Consider the following 26049-nt stretch of genomic DNA (forward strand, 5'->3'; position numbering starts at 1 on the left):
TACCGCCGGCCGATTCACTAGGCCGGGATGACGAAGACAGACGCGCCACAACGAGGCCATAGAAAAGGGCGACCGAAAAGTCGCCCTTATCCTTCCCAGCTTGGTCGAACGGCTAGACGCTCAATCCTTCCAGTAGCTTCTCCGGGTTGAAGCCGAACCGCAAAGCTCCCCAATGACGGCCGCCGACACTCAGCGGAAGATCGAGCTCGGTAAGAATCTCGCCGGTGTCACGCGCATAGGTCTGCAACAGGAACGACTTGGTATTGCCAGCGGCACGCAGGCTTACCGCATCGTTGAACAGGCGCTTGTCGCGGCTTTCGGCCAAATCCTTCTCGGTATTGCCGGTAAGTGGTCGCGACAGGAAGCTGTTGTGGGTCGGTGCATAACCCTTGCTGTCGACCATCAGGCAGAAGCGCCCGCCATCCACCTCACGCACCAGCCGGTCGAACAGCGGCTGCAACTCGCCCTCCACCTTGGCATCGTAGCTGGTACGGTACTTGGCCGGCTCGGTGCCCGGCACTCGCTGGTACTGCTGATCGAACAGGTTGAGGCCACTGGCAGCATGGCGCTCCAGCACGCGCTGCAGCTCTTCGCGAATACGACGGGCCGAGCCCATGATGTGGTGAAACTCGCCCTCGCCAACGATGAAGCGGAACACCGTGTCCTGTACATCCTCGGCCGCCTTGGCGAGCTTGGCCGACACCTCCTCGGTGCGACGCAGGCGCTGGGTTACCTGCTGGCCCAACTGGTGGATGTCGGTGACGTTGGCGTTGACCTGGCGGTTGGTCTGGGCGAACAGCTCCATGGTCTGGGCGATCTCGCTCAAGCTACCCACCGTCTGCTCATAATCACCGACGATCTTGCCAAAGTGCTGAGAAGCCTTTGCCACCACCTCGCGCGCCACCTCGGTGTCATCAGTGATCTGGTTGGTCTCGCGCTGGGTTTCGGACACCAGCTCCAGCATACCGTCGATGTTGCCGGAGATCTCATTGGTGGCCGACTTCACCCGCTCGGCCAGTTTGCGCACCTCATCGGCCACCACCGCGAACCCCCGGCCCTGCTCACCAGCACGTGCCGCTTCAATCGCGGCGTTCAGTGCCAGCAGATTGGTCTGATCGGAGATGTCCTTGATCAGATCGACGATGGTCTTGATGCTGGCTGAGCGTTGATTCAAGTCATCAACGGTGCCATTGAAGCGCCCTACCCGTTCGCTGATCTGCACGATGCGCTCGGTCACCTCCTGCAGCTCGCTGTATGAAGAACGCGCCACCTCCAGGTTGACCGCGGTACTGCCAGAGATCGCCTGAGTCTGGTCGCTGACTTGGTTGATGCCTTGCGTGGTCTGGTCGCTGGAGGTCTGCACCTCGCTGGCCAGCGCATCCTGCCGCTGCGCGCTGCCCAGCGACTCACCGACGTTCTGCCGGGTGCGCGCCGAATCCATCGCGATGCGAATCGTCATCAGCCGCACATTGGTGATGATCTCGCGCATCTTCTTCAGGAACACATTGTAGGATTCGGACAACTCGCGGATTTCGTCGTGAGTGATCGACGGAATGTCGCGCGACAGGTCGCCCTGCCCGGCGCCGATCTCGCGGAAGATCGCGATGATCCGCTCGATCGGGCGCACGATCAGGTAGCGCAGATAGGCCACCATGCCGGCGATGAACAGGAAGGACAGCACCCAGATCACCCCGAGCCAGATCAGCCCGCTGTCAATGCGCCCCTCGACCTGAGCCAGTGTCGCCGCGTCGAGCCGCTGGCCATGCAGCAGGCCGCGCAGGTCATGCAGCAGGTAGTAAACGAAGCCGACCATCACCAGCTGAAACAGGCTGATAAAAAAGAAGCTGCACAGCTTCTTCGTAAGCGAGTTCCAAAAGGTCCGCTCCACCCCGTCATACAGCTTCCAGAACCACTCCATTCTCCACCCTCCAGGCTTGCTACCCAGTGTTTTTATTAAGGAAACCATGGTGAGATGGCTTTCCATTTGATGTCTTCCGCATTTTTATACCGCGATTGGCGCCAAGCCGCCATAGTAAAACAAGGAAGGCATAAAAAAAGTCAGCAATGACACTGACTTGTTCCAGATCAAATACGCCTACCGGCGGTGACGCTCAGTCCGCCACAGCGGGCCACTCGCCGCGCAGCCAACCCACCAGTCGGCGCGCCGCCGTTTCGGCCAATTCGGCCTCGTCGGCCAGCGGTTTAGTCAGACATTCGGACGGACTTCCGGCACGGCGCGCCCACAGCCGCCACCCATCCGGATCAGCTCGCAACGCGAACTGCACCACCCCAGCGCTCGGATGCGTCAGCCTAGCCCACTCCGTCCCATCCTCATCCACGTCGAGCTGTTCGAGCGTGCGCCCCAGACAGGCGGCCAGCGCGATCGCCTGGCGTCTCGCCGGCAGGCAATCCCAAATCGCCGCCTTATCGGCACCGGGCAGTGCGCTCCACTCGGCGACCTCGATGAAGGTACGCCCGCAGCCGCGGCAGACATTGTCACCCAGTGCTGTCGAGCACAGTGCGATGCACGGCGAGTCGGAGTCGGTGGAGTAAGAAGTCATCGCATCTACATTTGAAATATTACGTTCACAAATCTTGACGGACCCGCCATTTATGACAGATAACGAATATGTCACACATCGTACATGTCTGTTTAACAAGCAATGGCCCGCAACGAATTTTTGATTTTCCGCATCCTGCAGCTGATCAAGCGGCTGAGTACCCAGTTCGTCGAGGAGCGCCGGCTGCTGCGCGAACTGGAGCGGGAGTCGGGCGGCGAATACACCACCGAAACCGTTCTCGAACAGCTCGATTACATGGGGCGTACTGGCCTCATCCGCTCGGTTCAGGCGGCCCGCAACCAGCGCGGCTACGCGCTCGACTGGGCTGGCTACGACTACCTCGACGCCGCCTGATTCGCCCTGCAGACTTGCCGGCATTGTGCCACGACCGGCCCGATGCCCCCAACCGCCAACCCGTTGGCCGGCACCTTCCCCCTGCCCGACTCTCTCTGCCCAGCCGAGGCCCATGTACTAGCCACAACGCGTCATTCTGCTCAATTAAGAACAAATAGTGATTTAATGATGATTTTTCATCATTTTAAGAAATAACGGCCATGACGTATAGTTGCCCCATCGAAGCTTCTTCCACCCAGCTTGGAGATCACGATGAGTTTGCGTCTTGGCGATACCGCACCGGACTTCACTCAGGAATCCAGTGAAGGCACCATCCACTTCCACGAATGGCTCGGCGACCAGTGGGGCGTACTGTTCTCGCATCCTGCCGATTTCACCCCGGTGTGCACCACCGAACTGGGCGCCACCGCCAAGCTGAAGGACGAGTTCGCCCGTCGCAACGTCAAGGCAATCGCACTGTCGGTCGACCCGGTCGACGCCCACAAGAAGTGGATCGGCGACATCAACGAGACGCAGAACACCACAGTCAACTTCCCGATCATCGCCGACGCTGACCGCAAGGTCTCCGAGCTGTACAACCTGATTCACCCGAACGCCAGCAGCACCCACACCGTACGCTCGGTGTTCGTGATCGACCCAGCCAAGAAGGTGCGCCTCACCATTACCTACCCGGCCAGCACCGGCCGCAACTTCAACGAGATCCTGCGCGTGATCGACTCGCTGCAGCTGACAGACCATCACAGCGTTGCCACCCCGGCCAACTGGCAGGATGGTGACGAGGTGGTGATCGTTCCGTCGCTGCAGGACGAGGCGGTAATCCGCGAGAAATTTCCGCGCGGCTACCGCGCCGTGCGCCCCTACCTGCGCCTTACCCCGCAGCCCAACCGCTAAGGAGCCCTCCATCCACTGACAGGCACGCTTCTCTTCTCCTCTCGATAACCTTGGGCCGAACTGCGTGTTCGGCCAATTTTTTAGACGGCCCAGCGCCACTTAGGATCACGCCATGGACCATGTCCTGACCCGACCGACCGGCGGCACCGAGGTGAGCGACGCATCGGTCATCGACGCGGCCAAGCTCGAGTACATCAACTGCCTGCTCGCCCGCCACGGTTTCGAAAGCACCCCGCTCATCCAGCATCCGTCGCGCATCGGCGCCCGCCACGAGGACTGGCGTTTCCGCAGTGTTTTCCAGCCGATCTTCTCGCTGCAGGACGGCCGCCTCACCCCCTATGCGCTCGAGGCGCTGGCTCGGGTAGCCGACCGTTCCGGCAGCCAGTTTCCGCCGACCCTGATGTTCGCGGCCGAGACATCCCCCAAGCGCACCGTATTCCTCGACCGACTGCTGCGCAGCCTGCACCTGCTCAATTTTCTGCGCCAACAGCCTCCGACAGGCCTGTCACTGTTCCTCAACGTCAACGCCCAGCATCTGGTCAACGTCAACGAGACCCACGGCAGCTATTTCGCCGACGTGTTGACCGAGCTGGGCGTGCCGGCCGGACGGATCTGTCTGGAGGTAGTCGAGGATGCGGTCAGCGATCCGGCACGCCTCCTAGAGGCAATCAAGAGTTATCGCCAGCTAGGCTTCCGCATCGCCCTCGACGACTTCGGCCAAGGCGCCTCCAATCTGGAGCGGGTCTGGCTGCTCGAACCCGACTACGTGAAGCTCGACAAGCGCCTGATGCGGCTGGCTCTGATGCGCCCGGACCTGCGCGACACACTGGCCCAGTTGGTGGATATTCTGCACCTGCACGGCGCACGGGTGATCAGCGAGGGCATTGAGAGCGGCCGCCAGCTCGACATCGCGCGCGAAGTCGGCTGCGACTACGCTCAGGGCTACCACCTGGCGATGCCGATCGAGACGTTGCAGTACTCCGCTACACTCGGCCACTGACCCCAACACGCAAAACGGGCGGCGCCCCCGAAGGTACACGGCCCGTTCGTCTCATTTCCCCCTGCACGCCACCTGCACCACTGGCCACGCGCCAAGACACCCCCCCCGCCAAGGCGGGGTTTGGAAGGACGAAACGCGGAGCGCTTACGGTGCCGGATTCGGCCAGCGGGTGTGGATCGCTTCGATCTCGACGAGGATCTCGTCGGACAGCGTCAGCTTGATGCTGTCGAGGTTCTCCTGCAGCTGCGCCAGCGTGGTCGCGCCGATGATGTTGGTAGTGACAAACGGCCGGCTATTCACATAGGCCAGTGCCAACTGCGCCGAGCTCAGGCCGTGGCGCTGCGCCAGCGCCACGTATTCGGAGGTGGCGGCCTGCGCCTGCGGGTTGCTGTAGCGGATGAAACGTTCGAACAACGTCAGCCGCGCCCCTTCCGGACGGGCCCCCCCCAAGTACTTGCCCGACAGCACTCCCATGCCCAATGGCGAATAGGCCAGCAGGCCGACTCGGTCGCGCTGGCTGAATTCGGCCAAACCCACCTCGAAGCTCCGGTTGAGCAAACTGTACGGATTCTGGATGCTGGCTACGCGCGGCAGGCCGAGCCTCTCGGCGGCGGCGATAAAGCGCGCCAGCCCCCACGGCGTCTCATTGGACAGGCCGATGTAGCGCACCTTGCCTGCATCGATGAAGCCTTTCAGGGCGACCAGCGTCTCCTCGATCGGCACACTGTCGTCGGGGGTGTCGTCCCAGCGATACCCCAGTTGACCGAAGAAGTTGGTGCGACGGTCAGGCCAGTGCAACTGGTAGAGATCCACATAGTCGGTGCCGAGCCGCTTGAGGCTGCCATCCAGTGCCTCGGCCAAGCTCGCCTGGTCGAAATGGTTGCGGCCGCCACGGATATGGCTAGGCCGCTGCGGGTCGTGGATCGGGCCAGTCGCCTTGGTGGCGATCAGCGCGCGCTGGCGGTTGCCAGGGGCACTGCGCAGCCAGCTGCCGACGATGCGCTCGGTCTCGCCCTGGGTTTCCGGAAGCGGCGGTACCGGATACATCTCGGCGACGTCAATCAGGTTGACGCCGTGGTCGAGCGCCAGCTCGATCTGACGATGTGCGTCCGTCTCGCTGTTCTGCTCCCCCCAGGTCATCGTGCCGAGAGTGATCAGGCTGACCTGGAGGCCGGTCGTACCAAGCGGGCGGTATTCCATTGAGTGTCCTTGTGCAATACGGCGGGAGGCGACGGCAACAGGCCGTTGCCACTTCGTTAGGGTTCACAGCACATCGCGAGCCAGCCTCAACGCCAGAAGCAGCCGCTCGACACGCTGGTGCACGTCCGGCTTGGCCGCGATAATCTGTTCGGCCAGACCGGCGGCGTGCCGGCCGTCGCAGAGATCGACTGGGCCATGCCGCCGCCACGCAGCGAAAGGTGGCGCAGTTTGATCAGGCCGTGATCGACGGTCAAGAGCGCACAATGCAGCGAACTCTCCAACTCACGGATATTGCCCGGGCAAGCATAGCCGAGCAAGGCCGTCTTTATCGCATCGCTCAGCTGTGGGTCCGTGTACCAAGGCGCTGGCCGTAGCGACCGATGAAATGGCGCGCCAACGGCAGGATGTCACCCGGATGCTCGCGCCGCACGCGGCAAGCGCAGCGTGACGAGATTGCACCGCTAGAGCAAATCAAGGTGGAAATACCCGGCCGCCACCACAGTGGTCAGATCGACGCTGGCCGCCGTACCAAGCGGACATATCGAGGTCAAGATCGAGGTCCCACGCCCCCAAGGGCATCGCCCTGACCGAGCGGCTACGCGCCCACCTAGCCAGCCCTTTTGCTACCGCTACCCCCACCACTGGCAGGTCTGCAATCTGGTGCAGCGGGACAACCGGGTCACCCTATACTCCAAGCACAGCCTTCGACCCGAATGCTCAAGCGAGTCCGCCAGGCCGGTAGTCCACCGTTCAGAAGAGTTTCTACTGAACGGCTTCAAGCTTACGAAAAAGCACACCGATCTTTAAAACCGACGCGCATTTATAGCTGCTAACTGCCACTCATCCTCTGGACCGAATTTGGGCACGAATCATCGGAGCATAGCCAACGCATCAGCATGACTCGAGCCCAACTGGACAGCTGGCTATCTCTCCACTACAACAATCATGGGGACCCACATTAATGATAAATGTTTATATTTATTGATTAAAATCAGCGGGCGAGAACGGCATTGGCGCCGCAACACCAAGCCCGGCACGCCGTGGCAATCACACCATGACGCCGAGGGGTTTGGGAGAAAAGGCAATGAAGTTGTCCAAAGCCGGGGGGCGGCCAATAGCCTTCATGCTATTGCTTGCGGCTACGCTCCATTCTATTGCGGCCCAGGCCTACGATGGTCGCAGTCCGTTCGGCATATACGGCCGAAATGACTGGCACAGCCCCGATCGCAACTGGGACGGCAGCCCAATCACTCCAGACGTCACAAGCCCCCCCCCAGCCACTCAGATAGCTACCGTACCGAATAACCGGCTGCGTTGCTGCCAAGCACCTACCTTCACCACAGTCATCTTGCCTGTCGGTGATGAGATTCTTGCGCAGAACCTGACAACGTCGCTCGGCAAGCCGGGCACTACAGCCTCATTATTCAGCAACCCCGCGACCAGCGATCCCGGCAATGGCACGGCACTGATCAATAGCCTGTTAGACATAACGAACCAGACCTTGAACCTGACCCTATCCAAAGTACTGACAAGCCGTTGAGCGACACCATCTCGGCAGGCAGCAACACAGCAGGATCGTTTCGCGCACTCACTTTAATGACGTAAGGATAATTGAAGACAAAGTGCTGTGGCAGGCCTTTCCTCACGACAGGCGGGCGTTATCAGGCTTCAAAAGAGAAAAGCCATTTCGACCACAGGACGCTACTGGCGGTAATGAGTCAGTCGGGTAATCAGAACGAGGATGGCGGGGGGAGGGCAATCGTCAGCAGTACGCCCTGGCGATCTTTAGAGGAGGCACACAGTGCGACTCATTATGCAAAAGTCACGAAAAACAAAAAAGACAATAAAAAAGCCGGCTAGCGCCGGCTTCTAAGTAACCTGACATTCTTAGTTGTTCGATTGGTCGGGGTGAGAAGATTCGAACTTCCGACCCCCTGCACCCCATGCAGGTGCGCTACCAGGCTGCGCTACACCCCGACTGTCGAGCCTCGCATTATAAACACGCGGCTAGGATTTGCCAATCCCGTTGTTTAATTCCGTCAGAATAGTCTCCAGCTCGCTGCGCACCTGCTGTGCGGTCAGCGTCGCACCACCGGCCGCCTGGCCCGGGCGGCCGGCAAAACCATCGTCGTACATCAGGTCGCGCAGCTTGCGCACCATCAGCACATCACGGTGCTGGTAGTGACGGCGCACACCGCGCTGACGCGTGTCGCGCAGCGGCGCGAAGGTTTCTTCCCACGCGCGCAGTACGTGCGGTTTAACACCGGCCAGCTCGCTCACCTCTTCCAAGGTGAAGTAGCGCTTGGCCGGGATTGGCGGAAGTTCAGCCTTAGTCGTTGGCATGGAATTGTTCAACCATTCCCTTGAGTTTCTGACTCGCGTGAAAGGTCACAACGCGACGGGCGGTGATCGGGATCTCTTCCCCGGTCTTCGGGTTGCGGCCCGGGCGCTGCGGCTTGTCGCGCAACTGGAAATTGCCAAAGCCCGACAGCTTGACCGCGTCACCGGACTCCAGCGCAGTACGGATTTCTTCGAAGAACGTCTCTACCGTGTCCTTGGCTTCACGTTTGTTCAAACCCACTCGGTCGAACAATAGATCAGCCAGCTCGGCCTTCGTCAAAGTCATGATTTCCCCTTACTGCAGCAACGAAAGTAAATCAAAGCGCGCCCCCTGACAAGCAAGGGGCGGCTGGTCATGCATGGATCAGGCGCGCAGCACCGCGCCCTTGGCGTTGGCGGCAGCCAACAACGCGGCGATCGCCGCCTCGACTTCCTCATCGGTCAGCGTCTTGGCGGCATCCTGCAGCTGGATGCGGAACGCCAAGCTCTTCTTGCCCTCGTCCACGCCCTTGCCGCGGTATACGTCAAAGAGGCCGATGTCGGTGACGATGGCTGGTGCGGCAGCGCGTAGCAGGGCCAGCAGCTCGCCGTAGCTCACCGCCTCATCGACCACCAGCGCCAGATCGCGGCGCACCGCCTGGAATTTCGACACCGGCTGCGCCTTGACCAGCTTGGCCGACAGCACCGCCTCGAAGTCGAGCTCGAACAGCACCGGCGCGCTCGGCAGGTCGTAGCCCTGCACCCAGCGCGGATGCAGCTCGCCGATCACGCCAATGACCTGGCCGTCGACCAGCACCTCGGCCGAGCGGCCCGGATGCAGCGCCGGGTGACTCACCTTACGGAACTCGGCGACGCGCGGCGCCAACAGCGCCTCGACATCGGCCTTCACGTCGTAGAAATCGACGCGCTCACCCTTCGCACCCCACTGCTCGGCAAAGCGCGGCCCCCAGGCGAGGCCACCAATGCGTTCCGGCTGGTCGAAGCCGTCGCCAGCCTTGCTGAATACGCGCGCCAGCTCGAACACGCGCACGCGCGGCTGCTTGCGATGCAGGTTGCCCACCAACACGTCGACCAAGCCGCCAATCAGCGTCGAGCGCATCACGCTCATTTGGCTTGCGATCGGGTTGATCAGACGCACCGGGTCGGAGTTGGCGGCGAAGTCAGCCTCCCACTTTTCCTCAACGAAGGCATAGGTGACCACTTCCTGGTAGTCGCGGCCGGCCAGCAGGTGGCGCGGCGCCTCGCGCGGGCGGCGCTCTTCCGGCAGCGGCAGCATGCGCATGCCGGAGCGCGGGGTGTCCGACGGGATCGCATCGTACCCGTAGACACGGGCGATTTCCTCGATCAGGTCTTCCTCGATCGCGATGTCGAAGCGGAAACTCGGCGCGCTGACGGCGAAGCCGTCGGCGGTGGCGCGATGCGGCAGACCCAGGCGAGTCAGGATGTCGGCAATCTGTTCGGCCGACAGCACCACGCCCAACAGTTTGGCGACACGGGCGGTACGCACTGTCACTTCGCCACGCGCCGGCAGCTCACCGACGGTTTCGGTAACCGGACCGGCCTCGCCACCGCAGATATCAATCAGCAGCTGGGTGGCGCGCTCAATCGCCTCGTGCTGCAGCGCGAAGTCGACGCCGCGCTCGAAGCGGTACGATGAGTCGGAACCGAAGCCGAGCGAGCGGGCACGGCCAGCGATCGCATCCGGCGCGAAGAAGGCGCTTTCCAGGAATACGTCGCGGGTCGCATCGGTGACGCTACTCTCCAGGCCGCCCATGATACCGCCGATCGCCAAGGCCTTAGCGTCGTCGGCGATCACCAGCATGTCCTCGGCGAGCGCCACTTCCTTCTCGTTCAGGCAGACCAGTTTCTCATCCGGCTTGGCCATGCGCACGGTGATACCACCCTGCAGCTTGGCAAGGTCGAACGCGTGCATCGGCTGACCCAACTCGAGCAGCACATAGTTGGTGATGTCGACTGCCGCAGAGATCGAACGCAGGCCAGAGCGCTCCAGGCGACGGCGCATCCAGTCCGGCGTCGGCGCAGCGGCGTTGATGTTCTTGATGATGCGACCCACGTAGCGACCGCAGGCTGCCGGCGCGTCAATGGCAACGGCCAGCTTGTCGTCGATCACCGGCGCGACCGGAGCGATCACCACCGGCGACAGCGCCGCACCGGTCAGCGCAGCCACTTCGCGGGCGATGCCCTTGATCGACAGGCTGTCGGCACGGTTCGGGGTGATCTTCAGCGTAAACAGGCTGTCGTCCAGCGACAGGTAGTCGCGAATGCTCTGCCCCACCGGCGCGTCGACCGGCAACACCAGCAGGCCATCCACCTCGTCCGGCACGCCCAGCTCCTTGCCGGAACACAGCATGCCGCCCGACTCGACGCCGCGCATCTTGGTCGGCTTGATCTTGAAGTCGCCCGGCAGCACTGCCCCAGGCAGCGCGCACGGTACTTTCAGGCCGACGGCCACGTTCGGCGCACCGCAGACGATCTGCACCAGCTCGCCGGTGCCCGCGTCGACCTTGGTCACGCGCAGGCGGTCGGCGTTCTCGTGCTTGGCGACTTCTTTCACTTCGGCAACCACCACGCCGGTAAACGCCGGCGCGGCCGCTTCGGCCTCTTCCACTTCCAGACCCGCCATCGTCAGCAGGTAGGACAGCGCGTCGCTGTCGATCGATGGATTAACCCAGCTTCTCAACCACTGTTCAGAAAATTGCATTGTTCTTTACCCTGCCGCGCTCAGTTGAACTGTTTCAGGAAAGTGAGATCGTTGTCGAAGAACAGGCGCAGGTCGTTGACCCCGTAGCGCAGCATCGCAAAGCGATCGAGGCCGAAGCCGAAGGCGAAACCGGTGTATTTTTCCGGATCGATGTTGACGTTGCGCAGCACGTTCGGGTGCACCATGCCGCAGCCGCCGATTTCCAGCCAGCCGCGCTCGCCCAGCACGTCCACCTCGGCCGACGGCTCGGTGAACGGGAAGAACGATGGACGGAAGCGCACCTGGAGGTCGTCGCGCTCGAAGAAGCGGCGTAGCCAGTCGGTGATCACCGCCTTCAGGTCGGCGAAGCTCACGCCCTCTTCCACCCACAGACCTTCCATCTGGTGGAACATCGGCGAATGGGTCGCGTCCGAGTCGACGCGGTAGACGCGGCCTGGGGCTACGATCTTGATCGGCGGCTCGTTGTTGAGCATGTAGCGCACCTGGATCGGCGAGGTGTGCGTGCGCAAGAGATTGCCGCCCTCGACGTAGAAGGTGTCGGCCATCGCGCGGGCCGGGTGATTCTCGGGGATGTTCAGCGCCTGGAAGTTGTGGAAGTCGGTCTCGATCTCCGGACCGTCAGCCACTTCGAAGCCCATCGAGCGGAACAGCTCGCTGATGCGCTCCAGCGTCAGCGTCACCGGGTGCAGGCCGGACGGCAGGCTACCACGGCCCGGCAGGGTCACGTCGAGCGCCTCGGCGGCGAGCTGCGCTTCCAGCTTGGCGCTGTTGATCGCGTCGCGGCGGGCATTGTGCGCGTCGGTAAAGCGCTCCTTAGCGACGTTGATGGTGGCGCCGGCGGCCTTGCGTTCCTCGGCCGGCAACTTGCCCAGCTGCTTCAGTAGCTCGGTCAGCTCGCCGCTCTTGCCCAGATAGCGAGCCTTGACTTGTTCCAGTTCGACGAGGTCGGTAACGCCGGAAAGCGCCGCCAGACCCGACTCGACAATTGCGTCCACGTTCTGCATGAGTCGTTCCATATAGTGGAGAAGGCTTGCCACAAGCGCGTACGCCTCGAGCAAGCCATCTCGGTCAAATCAGGGTCAAACCAAAAAAAAGGGAGGCGACAAGGCCTCCCTTTTTAATTTCCAGCGATTAGGCGAGGCTTGCTTTGGCTTTTTCCACGATTTGGGCAAAAGCCGGCTTGTCGAACACTGCCATGTCAGCCAGGACCTTACGGTCGAGTTCAATCGCGGCTTTCTTCAGGCCGTTCATGAACTTGCTGTAGCTCAGACCGCACTCGCGAGCCGCCGCGTTGATACGGGCAATCCACAGTTGACGGAACTGACGCTTGCGCTGACGACGGTCGCGGTAAGCGTATTGACCCGCCTTCATCACCGCCTGTTTGGCGATGCGATAGACGTTCTTGCGACGGCCGCGATAGCCTTTCGCCAGGGCCAGGACTTTCTTGTGACGAGCGCGAGCGGTTACACCGCGTTTAACACGTGGCATTGTTTAACTCCTTAAGCGTAGGGCAGCATTTTAGCGACAGACGCCATATCGCAAGCACGTACCATGGTGGTACCGCGCAGCTGGCGTTTGGTCTTGGTGGTCTTCTTGGTCAGAATGTGACGTTTGAAGGCGAACGAACGCTTCACACCACCATTGCCCAACACTTTCAAGCGTTTTTTCGCGCTCGACTTGGTTTTCATCTTCGGCATGGAAAAGCTCCTGCAGAATTTTCTTAGATTCGGCGCTGGGTGATCTTGCGATACTTGAAACCCATGCACCACGCTTTTCGCCGCCCGAATCGGGCAGCACAAAATCAACACGGCAGGTCACCCTGCCGTGCCAAGTCGATGATTATACCCGATTATTTCTTCTTCGGGGCAACCATCATTACCATCTGACGACCTTCCAGGCGCGGGAACTGCTCGACCGTGCCGATCTCGGCCAAGTCGGCCTCGACACGCTTGAGCAGCGCCAGGCCGATGTCCTGGTGAGCCATCTCACGACCGCGGAAGCGCAGCGTGATCTTGGCCTTATCGCCGTCGGTCAGGAAGCGGACCAGATTGCGCATCTTGACGTTGTAGTCGCCATCGTCAGTGCCCGGACGGAATTTCACTTCCTTGATCTGGATCTGCTTCTGCTTCTGCTTGGCTTCGTGCTTTTTCTTGGACGTTTCGTACTTAAACTTGCCGTAGTCCATCAGCTTGGCCACCGGAGGCTGCGCGGTCGGGGAAATCTCCACCAGATCGACATCCTTCTCTTCGGCCAACGCCATTGCTTCACGCAGACTCACGATACCGAGCTGCTCGCCTTCTGTGCCTACCAGACGGAGTTCGCGGGCGGTAATTTCGCCGTTGATCCGTGCTTCGCGTTCCTGAGCTATAGCCAAATCTCCTATTACTTATTCATCAAGCCTGCCGCCTTACGCTGCGGGCAATTCTGCCTTAAGACGCTCAACAAAGCCGTCCAGCGTGAGTTGCCCGAGGTCCTCGCCGCGGGCACGTACGGCAACCAAACCGCCTGCCTTTTCCTTGTCGCCCACGATGATCTGGTACGGCAGCTTTTGCAGGCTGTGTTCGCGAATTTTATAGCTGATCTTCTCGTTTCTCAAGTCGAGCTCGACGCGGAAGCCTTGTTTTTTCAGCGCTTCCGCAATGCTGGTGGCGTAATCAGCCTGCGCTTCAGTGATATTCATCACCACCAACTGCACCGGAGCCAGCCATACCGGGAAGGCCCCGCCGAAGTTCTCGATCAAGATACCGAGGAAGCGCTCCATCGAGCCAACGATCGCACGGTGCAGCATCACCGGCGGCTTGCGGGTGTTGTCTTCGGCGACATATTCCGGCCCCAGGCGTTCCGGCAGCACGAAGTCGAGCTGCAGAGTGCCGCACTGCCAGGAACGGCCGATCGCGTCCTTGATGTGGTATTCCACCTTCGGACCGTAGAAGGCGCCCTCGCCCGGCAACTCCTCCCACTCCACGCCGCAAGCGGTCAGCGCAGCGCGCAGGCCGGCTTCAGCCTTGTCCCACACCTCTTCGGAACCGGCACGCTTTTCCGGACGCAAGCTCAGCTTCACCGCCACATGCTCGAAGCCGAAATCGTCGTAGACGCTCATCGCCAATTTGTGGAAGGCCTTCGCCTCGTCGATCAGCTGATCTTCGGTGCAGAAGATGTGCGCATCGTCCTGGGTAAAACCGCGCACACGCATCAGGCCGTGCAGCGCCCCGGACGGCTCGTTGCGGTGACAGGCACCGAATTCGGCCAGGCGCAGCGGCAGGTCGCGGTAGGAACGCAGGCCGCTATTGAAGATCTGTACGTGGCCCGGACAGTTCATCGGCTTCACCGCGTAGTCACGCTTTTCCGACTCTGTGGTGAACATGTTGTCGCGATAGTTTTCCCAATGACCGGACTTCTCCCACAGACTGCGGTCCATCATCAGCGGGGTGCGCACTTCCTGGTAGCCGGCCTCGGTCAGACGGTTGCGCATGTACTGTTCGACCGACTGCCACAGCGACCAGCCCTTCGGATGCCAGAACACCATGCCCGGCGCCTCGTCCTGCATGTGGAACAGGTCAAGCACCTTGCCGAGGCGACGGTGGTCGCGCTTCTCGGCCTCCTCCAGCATGAACAGGTACTGCTCGAGGTCTTCCTTCTTGGCCCAGGCAGTGCCATAGACGCGCTGCAGCATCTCGTTCTTGCTGTCGCCGCGCCAGTAGGCACCAGCCACCTTCATCAGCTTGAACACCTTCAGCTTGCCGGTGGACGGCACGTGCGGACCGCGACACAGGTCGGTGAAGTCACCCTCCTTATAAAGGGACAGCACCTCACCCTGCGGGATCGACTCGATGATCTCGGCCTTGTAAGCCTCGCCGATCGATTTGAAGTAGGCGATTGCCTCGTCGCGCGGCAACTCGTAACGCTCGACCGGAATGTCCTTCTTCGCAAGCTCGGCCATCTTCTTCTCGATCGCCAGCAGGTCTTCCGGGGTGAACGGACGCTTGTAGGCGAAGTCGTAGTAGAAACCGTTTTCGATTTCCGGCCCGATGGTCACCTGCGCCTCAGGGAACAGCTCCTTCACCGCATAAGCCAGCAGGTGGGCAGTGGAGTGGCGGATGATCGACAGACCGTCGGCGTCCTTGTCGGTGACGATCGCGAGGTCGGCATCGTTCTTGATCAGGTATGAAGTGTCGACCAGCTGGCCGTCGACCTTGCCGGCCAGCGCAGCGCGGGCCAGACCAGCACCGATCGAGGCGGCAACATCGTGGACGGTGACCGGTTGCTCGAAGGAGCGGATGGAACCGTCGGGCAGGCGAATGTCAGGCATGTCAAACTCCAGCTATCAATGAGCACGTTGTCGCACGCGCTAGCAAAAAGGGCAAAAAAAAAGTGCGGCACGAGCCGCACTTTTTCGTCTTTCAGGGTCTTTGGAGCAAAACCCCGCATGGCTCGTCACCGGGCGATACGGGTAGTGGTAGTTCGGAATTTCATTCCGCTTGCTCCATCGATAATGTTTGGTAGGCACGATTGGACTCGAACCAACGACCCCCACCATGTCAAGGTGGTGCTCTAACCAGCTGAGCTACGTGCCTGCAATCAGCAGAGGACGCCATCTTAAACACGCCACAGAACAAATGCAAGCCCTTTTTCACAAGACAGGCGATGCCCGGCGCATTCGGTTATACTAGCACGCTGATTTTCTTCACCAATTCTCGAACATTTCAACGTCAAACATGTTGCAGTTTACCGTACACAAGACCTCCGGCGGTGCCCGCCGTGGCACGCTGGTGCTCAATCATGGCGTCGTGGAGACCCCGGTTTTCCAGCCGGTGGGTACCTACGGCTCGGTCAAGGCGATGAGCCCGCTGGAGCTGAACGAGATCGGCGCGCAGATCATTCTCGGCAATACCTTCCACCTGTGGTTGCGTCCGGGCCTGGAAATCGTCGAGCAGTTTGGCGGTCTGCACGAGTTCATCGGCTGGGACAAGCCGATTCTGACCGACTCGGGCGGCTTTCAGGTGTTTTCGCTGACCGATATGCGGAAGCTGACAGAGGAAGGCTGCACCTTCCAGAGCCCGGTGAACGGCGACAAGCTGTTCTTGTCGCCAGAGGTGTCGATGAAGATCCAGACGGTGCTCAACTCGGACATCGTGATGCAGCTGGACGAATGCACGCCGGGCCAGGTCGACCACAAGACCGCACGCGACTCGTTGCAGATGAGCCTGCGTTGGGCCGAGCGCTCGCGCCGCGCCTTCAACGATCTGAAGAACCCGAACGCGCTGTTCGGCATCGTGCAGGGCAACCTTTACACCGATTTGCGTCAGGAGTCGCTGGAGGGGCTGATGCAGATCGGTTTCGACGGCATCGCGATCGGCGGGCTGTCGGTCGGCGAGCCGAAGCCAGAGATGTACCGCATGCTCACCGAGCTCAAGGACATGCTGCCGCCCGAGAAGCCGCACTATCTGATGGGCGTGGGCACGCCGGAGGACTTGGTGCACGGCGTCGCCAACGGCATCGACATGTTCGACTGCGTGATGCCGACCCGCAATGCGCGCAACGGCTGGATCTTCACCCAGTGGGGCGACGTCAAGATCAAGAACGCCAAGCACAAGGACGACAAGCGTCCGCTCGACGAAGCCTGCGGCTGCTACACCTGCCAGCACTTCAGCCGCGCCTACCTGCACCATCTGCATCGCGTCGGCGAGATTCTCGGCGCGCGCCTGAACACCATCCACAACCTGTACTACTACCAGGAACTGATGCGCGAGATTCGTCAGGCGATTGAGGATGACCGTTTCGAGGACTACCGCGCCGAGTTTGCGATGAAGCGCGCGCGCGGCGCATAAGGCATCCGAACCATCGTCGCCGATCACAGTCTGACAAGGCTTTCGGCCAACTTTCAGGCTGGTTGGAAAACCCGGGGCCGGTCGCTACAATGCTCGGCTCCGGATCATCGACAACGACGAATCAATAAGAGAGGGATACACATGTTTATTACCCCGGCATTCGCCAACACCACCGTGGGTGGCCTCGACCTGATGGGCTTCCTGCCGATGGTCGTGATCTTCGTGCTGTTCTGGTTCCTGCTGGTGCGCCCGCAGCAGAAGCGTGCCAAGGAACATCAGAAGATGCTGTCCGAGTTGCTCAAAGGCGACGAAGTGATCACCCAGGGCGGCGTAGCCGGCCGAGTCACTAAGTCGGGCGAACAGTTCATCACCGTTGAAATCGCCAATGGCGTCGAAATCAACGTACAGCGCGGCGCGATCACCGCCAAGCTGGAAAAAGGCACCCTCAAGTCTCTGTAACCCGCGCCGGGGTCGCCGACAAGATCGGCGACCCCGTGCCTTATGGATATCCTTAATCCATGAACCGCTACCCGCTCTGGAAATACATCGTCATCGTGGTGGCGCTGATCGTTGCGACGATCTACACGCTACCGAACTTCTTTGGCGAAACCCCGGCGGTCCAGATCTCCAGCTCCCGACAGTCGATCCCGGTCGACACCGCGCTGATGGGCCGCATCGAAGACGCACTCAAGGCCAACAAACTGACCCCGGATGGTATGTATCTGGATGGCAGCAGCCTGAAGGTCCGCTTCAAGGACACCGACACCCAGATCAAGGCACGCGATGTGATCCAGCAGACGCTGGGGGACAACTACATCATCGCGCTGAACCTGTTGGCCGCGTCGCCGACCTGGATGTCGCAGATCAAGGCCAACCCGATGTTCCTGGGCCTGGACCTGCGCGGCGGCGTGCACTTCCTGCTGCAAGTCGACATGAAGGCCGCGCTCGACAAGACGATGGAGCGCTACTCCGGCGACATCCGCCGCGAGCTGAAGAACAAGCAGGTACGCTATGGCACGATCACCCGCGCCGGCAACACACTGGTGCTGCAGCTGCGTGACAAGGAAACGCTGAACAACGCGGCCGACATCATCGCGCGCCAACTGCCGACCCTGACCCAGAACAGCGACGACACCAGCTATAAACTGACGCTGACGCTGAAGCCGGAAGAGATCACCCGCCTGCAAAGCGACGCGGTGAAGCAGAACATCACCACCCTGCACAACCGGGTGAACGAGCTGGGCGTGGCCGAGCCGATCATCCAGCAGGCTGGCGCCGACCGCATTGTGGTGCAATTGCCGGGCGTACAGGACACCGCCAAGGCCAAGGACATCCTCGGCCGCACCGCGACGCTGGAAGTGCGCATGGTCGAAGACGACCCGGCCAAGATGGCCGAAGCGATGGCCGGCAATGTGCCGGTGGGCTACGACCTCTTGGACGAGCTGACCCCGCGCGGCCCGACCAAGATTCTGGTGAAGAAGGACGTCGAGCTGACCGGCGACAACATCAACGACGCGCAGCCTGGCTTCGATCAGAACGGCGCGCCGGCGGTGAACATCAACCTCGACTCGGCCGGTGCGTCGATCTTCCGCCAGGTGACTGGTGAGAACATCGGCAAGCGCATGGCGATGATCCTGGTCGAAAAAGGCAAGAGCGAAGTGGTGACCGCGCCGGTGATCCGCAGTGAAATCGGCGGCGGTCGCGTGGAAATCTCCGGCAGCATGAACGCCGCCGAAGCCAACGACGTGGCGCTGCTGCTGCGCGCCGGTTCGCTGGCCGCTCCGATGCAGATCATCGAAGAGCGCACCATCGGCCCGAGCCTCGGCAAGGATAACATCGACAAGGGCTTCCACTCGACGATGTGGGGCTTCGCGGCGATCGCGGTGTTCATGTTCATCTACTACCGCGTGTTCGGCGTGATCTCGGCACTGTCGCTGGGCTGCAACCTGCTGTTCCTGGTGGCGATCCTGTCGATGCTGCAGGCGACGCTGACGCTGCCTGGTATCGCGGCGATCGCGCTGACGCTGGGTATGGCGATCGACTCGAACGTGCTGATCAACGAGCGGATCCGCGAGGAACTGCGCCATGGCTTCCCGCCGGCATCGGCGATCCAGGCCGGCTACCAGCACGCGTGGGCGACCATCATCGACTCGAACGTCACCTCGCTGATCGCGGGTCTGGCACTGTTGATCTTCGGCTCCGGCCCGGTGCGCGGTTTCGCCGTGGTGCACTGCCTCGGCATTCTGACCTCGATGTTCTCGTCGGTGTTCGTGTCGCGCGGCCTCGTCAACCTGTGGTACGGCCGCAAGCGCCGACTGGCCTCGATCTCGATCGGCCAGATCTGGAAACCGCAACAGTAAGCCAACGGGGCCGGCTCCATGCCGGCCCGATGTAGCGCAGAGGACATCATGGAGTTTTTCCGCATCAAACGGGACATCCCGTTCATGAGCTACGGCCGGCTCACCACCACGATCTCGCTGGTGACCTTCGTGCTGGCCGTGGTCTTCCTGGTCATCCGTGGCCTGAACTTCTCGGTGGAATTCACCGGCGGCACCGTGCTCGAGGTGCAGTATGCGCAGGCCGCCGAGCTAAGCGACGTGCGCCACCGCCTCGACAAGCTCGGCATGGGCGACGTTGCCGTGCAGAACCTCGGCACCAGCCGTGACGTGATGATCCGCCTGCCGAACAAGGGCAACCGCTCTTCGGCGCAGCTGTCCGAGCAGGTGATGCAGTACCTGAAAGACGGCAACACCCAGGTCGACCTGCGCAAGGTCGAGTTCATCGGCCCGCAGGTGGGCCAGGAGCTGGTCACCCACGGTCTGACCGCGGTGATCCTAGTGTGCATAGGCATCATGATCTATCTCGCGGTGCGCTTCGAATGGCGCTTCGCAGTGGCAGCGATCATCGCCAACATGCACGACGTGGTGATCATTCTCGGCTGCTTCGCGTTCTTCCAGTGGGAGTTCTCGCTGACCGTGCTGGCCGGTGTGCTGGCGGTACTGGGCTACTCGGTGAACGAGTCGGTGGTGGTATTCGACCGGATCCGCGAAAACTTCCGCAAGCCGGCAATGCGCGGCAAGACCGTCGCCCAAGTGATCGACAACGCGATCACCTCGACGATGAGCCGGACCATCATCACCCACGGCTCGACCGAGGCGATGGTGCTGTCGATGCTGATCTTCGGCGGTGCGGCGCTGCACGGCTTCGCCACCGCGCTGACCATCGGCATCATCTTCGGCATCTACTCGTCGGTGCTGGTCGCCAGCCCGATCGTGATGTGGCTGGGCCTGTCGCGCGAGAATCTGATCAAGCCGCCAAAACAAAAACAGGAAGCGGTTGTCTGAGCTTCCAGGGCGTCACTGGCCGGCTTGTCCGGCCAGTTTTGCATCCGCCGCCCTTTCGGCCAACATAACAATCCTCACCGTCATCCACGCGAGCCTATGGACGCCATCACCTTTCTGATCGACTTCATCCTGCATATCGACAAGCACCTAGCCGAGCTGGTCTCCTCCTTCGGCTCGCTCACCTACGCGATCCTGTTCCTGATACTGTTCTGCGAAACGGGCCTGGTCGTGACGCCATTCCTGCCGGGCGACTCGCTGTTGTTCGTCGCCGGCACCCTATCGGCCACCGGCGCGCTGGACGTGCACCTGTTGGTCGGCCTGTTGATTGCCGCCGCGATCGTCGGTGATACCGTCAACTACACCATCGGCCGCAAGCTCGGGCTGAAGCTGTTCGCCAACCCGAACTCGAAGATCTTCCGTCGCGAATACCTTGACAAGACCCACGCCTTCTACGAGCGCCACGGCGGCAAGACCATCATCCTCGCCCGCTTCGTGCCCATCGTGCGCACCTTCGCGCCGTTCGTGGCCGGCGCCGGCGAGATGAGCTACGGTCGCTTCCTGTTCTTCAACGTGATCGGCGCAGTGGCATGGGTTGGCAGCTTCACCTACCTCGGCTTCTTCTTCGGCAACCTGCCGGTGATCAAGTCCAACTTGTCGCTATTGATCGTCGGCATCATCTTCGTGTCCATCCTGCCTGGCCTGATCGAGTTCGTCCGCCAGAAGCGCAAGGCACGCGTTGCCGCATGAAGCGCATCCAACGCCTGCCCGACCACCTGGTCAACCAGATCGCCGCCGGCGAGGTGGTGGAGCGCCCGGCGTCGGCGCTGAAGGAGATGCTGGAAAACAGCCTGGACGCCGGTGCCGGCAAGATCAGCGTCGACCTGGCGCAGGGCGGCATCAAGCTGATCCGCGTCACCGACAACGGCAGTGGTATCGCGCCGGACGACCTGCCGCTAGCGCTCGACCGCCACGCCACCAGCAAGATCCACAGCCTGTCCGACCTGGAGTCGGTCGCCACGCTGGGTTTTCGTGGTGAGGGGCTCGCCAGTGTCGCCTCGGTGTCGCGGTTGACGCTGACTAGTCGCCCACAGGACAGCGCGCACGCGCACCAGATCGTCGCGATCGACGGCACACTGCACCCGGTCGAGCCCGCTGCACATCCGGAAGGCACCAGCGTCGAGGTGGTCGACCTGTACTTCAACACCCCGGCGCGGCGCAAGTTTCTGAAGAGCGAGGCGACCGAGTACGCACACTGCTCGGCCACCTTCGAGCGCATCGCGCTGGCGCACCCGCACGTCGAGTTCCTGCTGCGCCACAATGGCAAGGTGGTGCAGCGGCTGCCGGCGCAAACGTTGGCCGAACGCATTGGCGCCATCCTCGGCCGCGACTTCGTCGACGCGGCGCTGACCGTGGATGCCGAGGCCGCCGGCTTGACGCTGCGCGGCCTGGTGGCCAGCCCGACCTATTCCAAGGCCAGCCGCGACGCGCAGTACTTCTACGTGAACGGCCGCTTCGTGCGCGACAAGCTGGCGCAGCACGCGATCCGCCAGGCGTTCCGCGATGTACTGCACCACGAGCGCCACCCCTGCTACGCGCTGTTCCTAACGCTGCCGCCGGAGGGCGTCGACGTGAACGTGCACCCGACCAAGATCGAGGTGCGCTTTCGCGAGTCGCAGGCGATCCACCAGTTCGTATTCCACGGCGTCAACAAGGTGCTGGCGAACACCGTGGCCGGCAGCACGCCGCAGCAGGTCGGCTTCGGCCAGCCTCCGAGCGATGGCGCCGCCCCTGCACCGAGCCTGGCTCCGAGCGCCGCGCCGACGCTGACCGCGCGGCCGATCTACCAGCAGCAGTCGTCGCTGCCGCTGTCGGTGGCGCGCGAGGCCAGTGCAACCTACGCGACGATGTTCGCAGGGGTGCGCGAGGACGAGCAAAGGTTGGCCAACCGCCCTGCCCTGCCCGAGGCTTCGGCCAACGTCGGCAGCCTCGCTGCATTCGCACCGGCAACGGCCGCGGCCCTGCCGGCCAGCGACCCGGACGGCCTGCCGCCGCTCGGCTTCGCGCTGGCGCAGTTGCACGGCGTCTACATCCTGTCGCAGTGTGCCGAGGGGCTGATCCTGGTCGACATGCACGCCGCGCACGAGCGCATCGTCTACGAGCGACTGAAAACAGCGCTGGAAGCCGACGCGATCCCATCGCAGCCACTGTTGCTGCCGGTGTCGTTCGCCGCCGATAAGCTGGAGGTTGCCACCGTGCACGACGAGGCAACCGGCATGCAGCGGCTCGGCCTGGATCTCGCGCCACTCTCCCCCACCCAGATCGCGGTGCGGGCGGTGCCGATCTGGCTGAAGGACGGCGACCCGGTGGAGCTGGCGCGCGCGGTGATCAAGGACGTGCGCGAGGCGGGCATGACCCGGGTGCTGACCGAACGACGCAACGAGCTGTTGGCAACGATGGCCTGTCACGGCGCGGTTCGCGCCAACCGGCAGCTGACCCTGGCCGAGATGAACGCGCTGCTGCGCGACATGGAGGCAACCGAGCGCTCCAACCAGTGCAATCACGGCCGCCCGACCTGGGTGCGGCTGAGCATGAAGGAGCTGGACGGGCTGTTCCTTCGCGGGCGCTAATACCCCTTATTTGGCCGGTCCCATCGATATAAGGCCGTGTTCTCAACTGGGAACACGGCCCTTTGTTTTTCGGTTCTGTCCCCATCAAGTCCAGGACCGAGCACCCGCCTGTATGCACCGTTCCACGTGGGCCAGGGCACACAGCGCAACGTGAACGTGCCAGCCACCGCCGCCACACCCGCGACGTGGCCTCGCAACGCTGCGCCCACCTCGCCCTATGGCAAGTAAGCTCTGTTCAAATCGACCCGCGCCAGGACTTCTGCGCAACCGCAGCCATAGTGATCGAGCCGCGCCAAGTCACGTCGGCACAGTTCTCCCATGAGTGCGTCAGGCCAGGCGAGTTCCAGTAATCAGTCGAGGCGGGACACTATCCGGCACTCCACTGAAGCCCCTATCACAGCGGCCGACAAAGGGCCGTTCATCATGCGATGCGTCACTTGCTACTCAGAAGAAGCCCCATCACGCGAGGTCCCATCGCAATAAAAGCCGCTAACAAAATTCAGTACAACGTCTGCGACAAGGCGCGCCGACGCAGGCAGGACAAGTAGTACGGAGCAAGGAGACAGCAACGCTGCAGCAGGATTTTTGTTAGCGGCTCCAAACGCAGATTGCGAGACAAGCCATCAGGCTTCGACATGATAGACAATCATCAAGTCAGTAGAATTGATAAAAAACAAAATATTGATTTACATACCAAGTTGGTAGAAATTCAGATGGCCTGTCGCACTCAATAATATGACTGGCATATTACTAGATAATTTAGCATAAAATCTGCTGATATTTAAAAAATAGCTTATCAAAAGAGTGATGGCTCTACCACTACCCTTCTCATTACTAAATGAGCCGTCTCTAGAACCGTGGACATCACTGCTCGCAGCTGATGTCAAAAGGATAGTGCCGCTGCCTCGTCTTCCAAGCAATGCACGGACTTCAAACAGCCTCTAAAGATCACGGTAGCGCTTTGAAAGCACCGATGAGGGAGACCATGGCCCTATTGCTATCGCGCTGCGTCTAGCCTAAATTTCATTAATTGAAATGCTCGCGCAACGAATAAAATGCCCGCATTCGTTTGAGGTGAGAAGTGATGTCATACGCACAGCAAATAGCAGACCGCCTCGCACCGCTACGCAAGGCCAGCATGGCCGTACTTTTAGTGTTCCTTGTCATCTCTGTGTTCGTCATCCCGTTCTTCACGGTGCGGAGCAGCCTGGTCAGCCGACTTGTGCAGGATCTGCTTCTCTCGTTGATCCTTCTGGCCGGCATGATAACGGCATCAGAACGACCCAAAGCCTTCCCGCCGATCTCGCTGCTCGCTTTCGTCGCTATTATCGTACGCTGGGCCAGTTGGTTGTTTCCTGCCGATCTTACGCAGACAATACGTGAAGAAACCACCCTCGTCGCCGTTGCACTAATTAGCGCGGCCGTTGGGGTTAATGTGTTCGGCCCTGGCAAAGTAACAGCTGACCGGATTAACGGAGCTGTCGTTCTTTACATATTGATGGGCTTAATCTGGGCAAAGGCTTATCAGCTTCTCAGCATCTTCGTTCCCAACGCTTTTCATGGCGCCACACTCAGCCAGGATTCAAACAACCCCGCAACTTGGGTCTACTTCAGTTTTGTCACCTTGAGCACGGCAGGGTATGGCGATATTTTGCCCCTTGTCCCCCAAGCGAGATCGCTCACAAATCTCGAGGAACTCATTGGCCAACTCTATCCAGCAATCGTACTCGCGCGGCTCGTGTCATTGCACTTGGCGGGTGGTGACTCCGATACAAACAAATCGTGACCGCATGATCTGCGAGTGAGTCGCTGCGAAACCCCTAGAGGTCATGTGAGGCTTACCCTAATAAGAAAAGGGAGCGCTCGCCCCCTCTCTGAATACTATCTCGACAGACCTAATTATTGCCTATCAGCAACGTCACCAGCTTGTCTCCCGCTCCGGTGAAGCGGTGATCTTGTGGATGGACAAGTCGGCCCCATTGAACTCCTCCTCCTCGCCCAGTCGCAACCCCACCGCCTTCTTGATCACACCGTATACGACGTAACCACCGACAAAGGCGATCGCCACCCCTAGCAGGGTACCGATCAACTGCGCGACGAAACTCACTCCGCCCAAACCGCCCAGCCACGACTGGCCGAACACCCCAGCAGCAAGACCGCCCCAAACACCACCAACGCCATGCAGTGGCCACACGCCGAGCACGTCATCGATCTTCAGCCGGTTTTGCGTGACGGTAAAAAGCCAGACGAACAGCGCACCAGCCACTGCCCCAACCACCAGCGCACCCAATGGATGCATCACATCCGAACCCGCACAGACTGCGACCAGGCCGGCGAGCGGGCCGTTATGGATAAAGCCCGGATCGTTCTTACCAAGCAGCATGGCGGTGATGGTGCCGCCGACCATCGCCATCAGCGAGTTAATCGCCACCAGTCCCGAAATGCCACCGATACGCTGCGCACTCATCACGTTGAAGCCGAACCAGCCAACAATCAGTATCCATGCACCTAGTGCCAAGAACGGGATCGACGAGGGAGGATGCGCTGCGATATGACCGTCACGATGGTAGCGACCGCGCCGGGCACCAAGATGCAGCACGGCGGCCAGACCGATCCACCCCCCCACTGCGTGCACCACCACCGAACCAGCAAAGTCATGGAACCCTGCCCCAAATGTGCGCACAAGCCAGCCTTGCAAGCCGAAATGACCGTTCCACGCTATCCCCTCGAAAAAGGGGTAGACCAGGCCGACCAGGAAGAAGGTAGCGGTCGACTGTGGATGGAACTTGGCGCGCTCAGCGATACCACCGGACACAATGGCTGGAATCGCGGCGGCAAAGGTCAGCAGGAAAAAGAAGCGCACCAATTCATAGCCGTTGTGCGCGGCGAGCGTCTGTGCCCCGCTCCAAAAGTCGACGCCATAGGCAAGCGGGTAGCCGACGAAGAAGTAGGCCAGACCGGAGACGGCAAAGTCGGTAAGGATTTTTACCAGGGCATTGACTTGGTTCTTCTTGCGCACCGTGCCGAGCTCGAGAAAGGCAAAGCCGGCATGCATGGCAAGAATCATGATCGCGCCAAGGAGGATAAAGAAGACGTCATTCGAGGTGGGGGTGGGAGTCATGCGGGGCGCTTTCAGTGCAGAAAAAGTATCCTCGCACCATAAGCAAGCATAATGCCAAAGA

General features: G+C 61.1%; 24 protein-coding genes and 2 tRNA genes. 11 read left to right on the plus strand and 15 right to left on the minus strand.

Annotation, left to right across the window (positions count from 1 at the left end):
- Nucleotides 1–112: 112 nt before the first annotated feature.
- Nucleotides 113–1918 carry a methyl-accepting chemotaxis protein gene (locus tag QU481_RS04125; RefSeq protein ID WP_289828621.1) on the minus strand — a complete coding sequence of 602 codons (1806 nt, stop codon included), beginning with the start codon at nt 1916–1918 and terminating at the stop codon, nt 113–115.
- 193 nt (nt 1919–2111) lie between these two features.
- Nucleotides 2112–2561 carry a DUF1289 domain-containing protein gene (locus QU481_RS04130; protein ID WP_289828622.1) on the minus strand — a complete coding sequence of 150 codons (450 nt, stop codon included), beginning with the start codon at nt 2559–2561 and terminating at the stop codon, nt 2112–2114.
- Nucleotides 2562–2663: 102 nt separating this feature from the next.
- On the opposite strand from QU481_RS04130, the gene QU481_RS04135 reads away from it, so the two are divergent.
- The 3 genes from QU481_RS04135 to QU481_RS04145 all read left to right on the plus strand — a co-directional run bounded on the left by QU481_RS04135 (nt 2664) and on the right by QU481_RS04145 (nt 4806).
- The gene (locus QU481_RS04135; protein WP_289828623.1) at nt 2664–2915 is read left to right on the plus strand and encodes a hypothetical protein; all 252 of its coding nucleotides are present in this window, start codon (nt 2664–2666) and stop codon (nt 2913–2915) included.
- Nucleotides 2916–3167: 252 nt separating this feature from the next.
- Nucleotides 3168–3806, plus strand: coding sequence for a peroxiredoxin (locus QU481_RS04140; RefSeq protein WP_289828624.1), 639 nt, complete (start codon nt 3168–3170; stop codon nt 3804–3806).
- 112 nt (nt 3807–3918) lie between these two features.
- Nucleotides 3919–4806, plus strand: a complete 888-nt coding sequence (locus QU481_RS04145; protein ID WP_289828625.1) for an EAL domain-containing protein — start codon at nt 3919–3921, stop codon at nt 4804–4806.
- Between the two features lie 144 nt (nt 4807–4950).
- Here QU481_RS04145 and QU481_RS04150 read toward each other — a convergent pair whose 3' ends face one another.
- Nucleotides 4951–6006 (minus strand): NADP(H)-dependent aldo-keto reductase, encoded by a 1056-nt coding sequence (locus QU481_RS04150; RefSeq protein ID WP_289828626.1) that lies wholly within the window; start codon nt 6004–6006, stop codon nt 4951–4953.
- A gap of 86 nt (nt 6007–6092) precedes the next feature.
- Nucleotides 6093–6347: an AAA-type ATPase lid domain-containing protein gene (locus QU481_RS04155; protein WP_494337223.1), complete on the minus strand. Its 255-nt coding sequence runs from the start codon at nt 6345–6347 to the stop codon at nt 6093–6095.
- A gap of 743 nt (nt 6348–7090) precedes the next feature.
- Between QU481_RS04155 and QU481_RS04160 the strand changes: the two genes are divergently transcribed.
- Nucleotides 7091–7546, plus strand: a complete 456-nt coding sequence (locus QU481_RS04160; RefSeq protein ID WP_289828628.1) for a hypothetical protein — start codon at nt 7091–7093, stop codon at nt 7544–7546.
- 360 nt (nt 7547–7906) lie between these two features.
- Here QU481_RS04160 and QU481_RS04165 read toward each other — a convergent pair.
- The 10 genes from QU481_RS04165 to QU481_RS04210 form a co-directional block, all read right to left on the minus strand.
- A tRNA-Pro gene (locus tag QU481_RS04165) sits at nt 7907–7983 on the minus strand.
- A gap of 30 nt (nt 7984–8013) precedes the next feature.
- Complete coding sequence (locus QU481_RS04170; RefSeq protein WP_289828629.1) at nt 8014–8349, minus strand: MerR family transcriptional regulator; 336 nt, start codon at nt 8347–8349, stop codon at nt 8014–8016.
- The gene (locus tag QU481_RS04175; protein WP_289828630.1) at nt 8336–8632 is read right to left on the minus strand and encodes an integration host factor subunit alpha; all 297 of its coding nucleotides are present in this window, start codon (nt 8630–8632) and stop codon (nt 8336–8338) included. Before QU481_RS04175 ends, QU481_RS04170 begins: the two co-directional genes overlap by 14 nt.
- Nucleotides 8633–8710: 78 nt before the next feature.
- Complete coding sequence (gene pheT / locus QU481_RS04180; protein WP_289828631.1) at nt 8711–11068, minus strand: phenylalanine--tRNA ligase subunit beta; 2358 nt, start codon at nt 11066–11068, stop codon at nt 8711–8713.
- Nucleotides 11069–11088: 20 nt separating this feature from the next.
- Nucleotides 11089–12072 carry a phenylalanine--tRNA ligase subunit alpha gene (gene pheS / locus QU481_RS04185; protein WP_289828632.1) on the minus strand — a complete coding sequence of 328 codons (984 nt, stop codon included), beginning with the start codon at nt 12070–12072 and terminating at the stop codon, nt 11089–11091.
- 127 nt (nt 12073–12199) lie between these two features.
- Nucleotides 12200–12556: a 50S ribosomal protein L20 gene (rplT, locus tag QU481_RS04190; RefSeq protein WP_289828633.1), complete on the minus strand. Its 357-nt coding sequence runs from the start codon at nt 12554–12556 to the stop codon at nt 12200–12202.
- An 11-nt stretch (nt 12557–12567) separates the two neighbouring features.
- The gene (rpmI, locus tag QU481_RS04195) at nt 12568–12765 is read right to left on the minus strand and encodes a 50S ribosomal protein L35 (protein ID WP_289828634.1); all 198 of its coding nucleotides are present in this window, start codon (nt 12763–12765) and stop codon (nt 12568–12570) included.
- Nucleotides 12766–12917: 152 nt separating this feature from the next.
- Entirely contained in the window at nt 12918–13442 is a 525-nt protein-coding gene (gene infC, locus QU481_RS04200; RefSeq protein ID WP_289828635.1) for a translation initiation factor IF-3, read from the minus strand.
- 33 nt (nt 13443–13475) lie between these two features.
- Nucleotides 13476–15377 carry a threonine--tRNA ligase gene (gene thrS / locus QU481_RS04205; protein WP_289828636.1) on the minus strand — a complete coding sequence of 634 codons (1902 nt, stop codon included), beginning with the start codon at nt 15375–15377 and terminating at the stop codon, nt 13476–13478.
- A 188-nt stretch (nt 15378–15565) separates the two neighbouring features.
- A tRNA-Val gene (locus QU481_RS04210) sits at nt 15566–15642 on the minus strand.
- 141 nt (nt 15643–15783) lie between these two features.
- Here QU481_RS04210 and tgt point away from each other — a divergent pair.
- The 7 genes from tgt to QU481_RS04245 all read left to right on the plus strand — a co-directional run bounded on the left by tgt (nt 15784) and on the right by QU481_RS04245 (nt 24653).
- The gene (gene tgt / locus QU481_RS04215) at nt 15784–16896 is read left to right on the plus strand and encodes a tRNA guanosine(34) transglycosylase Tgt (RefSeq protein ID WP_289828637.1); all 1113 of its coding nucleotides are present in this window, start codon (nt 15784–15786) and stop codon (nt 16894–16896) included.
- A gap of 141 nt (nt 16897–17037) precedes the next feature.
- Nucleotides 17038–17355 carry a preprotein translocase subunit YajC gene (yajC, locus tag QU481_RS04220; RefSeq protein WP_289828638.1) on the plus strand — a complete coding sequence of 106 codons (318 nt, stop codon included), beginning with the start codon at nt 17038–17040 and terminating at the stop codon, nt 17353–17355.
- Nucleotides 17356–17414: 59 nt separating this feature from the next.
- Entirely contained in the window at nt 17415–19256 is a 1842-nt protein-coding gene (gene secD, locus QU481_RS04225) for a protein translocase subunit SecD (RefSeq protein ID WP_289828639.1), read from the plus strand.
- 48 nt (nt 19257–19304) lie between these two features.
- The gene (gene secF, locus QU481_RS04230; RefSeq protein ID WP_289828640.1) at nt 19305–20240 is read left to right on the plus strand and encodes a protein translocase subunit SecF; all 936 of its coding nucleotides are present in this window, start codon (nt 19305–19307) and stop codon (nt 20238–20240) included.
- A 96-nt stretch (nt 20241–20336) separates the two neighbouring features.
- Nucleotides 20337–20987 (plus strand): DedA family protein, encoded by a 651-nt coding sequence (locus QU481_RS04235; RefSeq protein WP_289828641.1) that lies wholly within the window; start codon nt 20337–20339, stop codon nt 20985–20987.
- The gene (mutL, locus tag QU481_RS04240; RefSeq protein WP_289828642.1) at nt 20984–22867 is read left to right on the plus strand and encodes a DNA mismatch repair endonuclease MutL; all 1884 of its coding nucleotides are present in this window, start codon (nt 20984–20986) and stop codon (nt 22865–22867) included. Before QU481_RS04235 ends, mutL begins: the two co-directional genes overlap by 4 nt.
- A gap of 1084 nt (nt 22868–23951) precedes the next feature.
- Nucleotides 23952–24653, plus strand: a complete 702-nt coding sequence (locus tag QU481_RS04245; RefSeq protein WP_289828643.1) for an ion channel — start codon at nt 23952–23954, stop codon at nt 24651–24653.
- Nucleotides 24654–24785: 132 nt separating this feature from the next.
- On the opposite strand, the gene QU481_RS04250 is transcribed toward QU481_RS04245, so the two are convergent.
- Nucleotides 24786–25988 carry an ammonium transporter gene (locus tag QU481_RS04250; protein WP_289828644.1) on the minus strand — a complete coding sequence of 401 codons (1203 nt, stop codon included), beginning with the start codon at nt 25986–25988 and terminating at the stop codon, nt 24786–24788.
- Nucleotides 25989–26049: the final 61 nt, after the last annotated feature.

Source organism: Crenobacter oryzisoli (genome assembly GCF_030385785.1).
In the GTDB taxonomy this organism is placed as follows: domain Bacteria; phylum Pseudomonadota; class Gammaproteobacteria; order Burkholderiales; family Chromobacteriaceae; genus Crenobacter_A; species Crenobacter_A oryzisoli.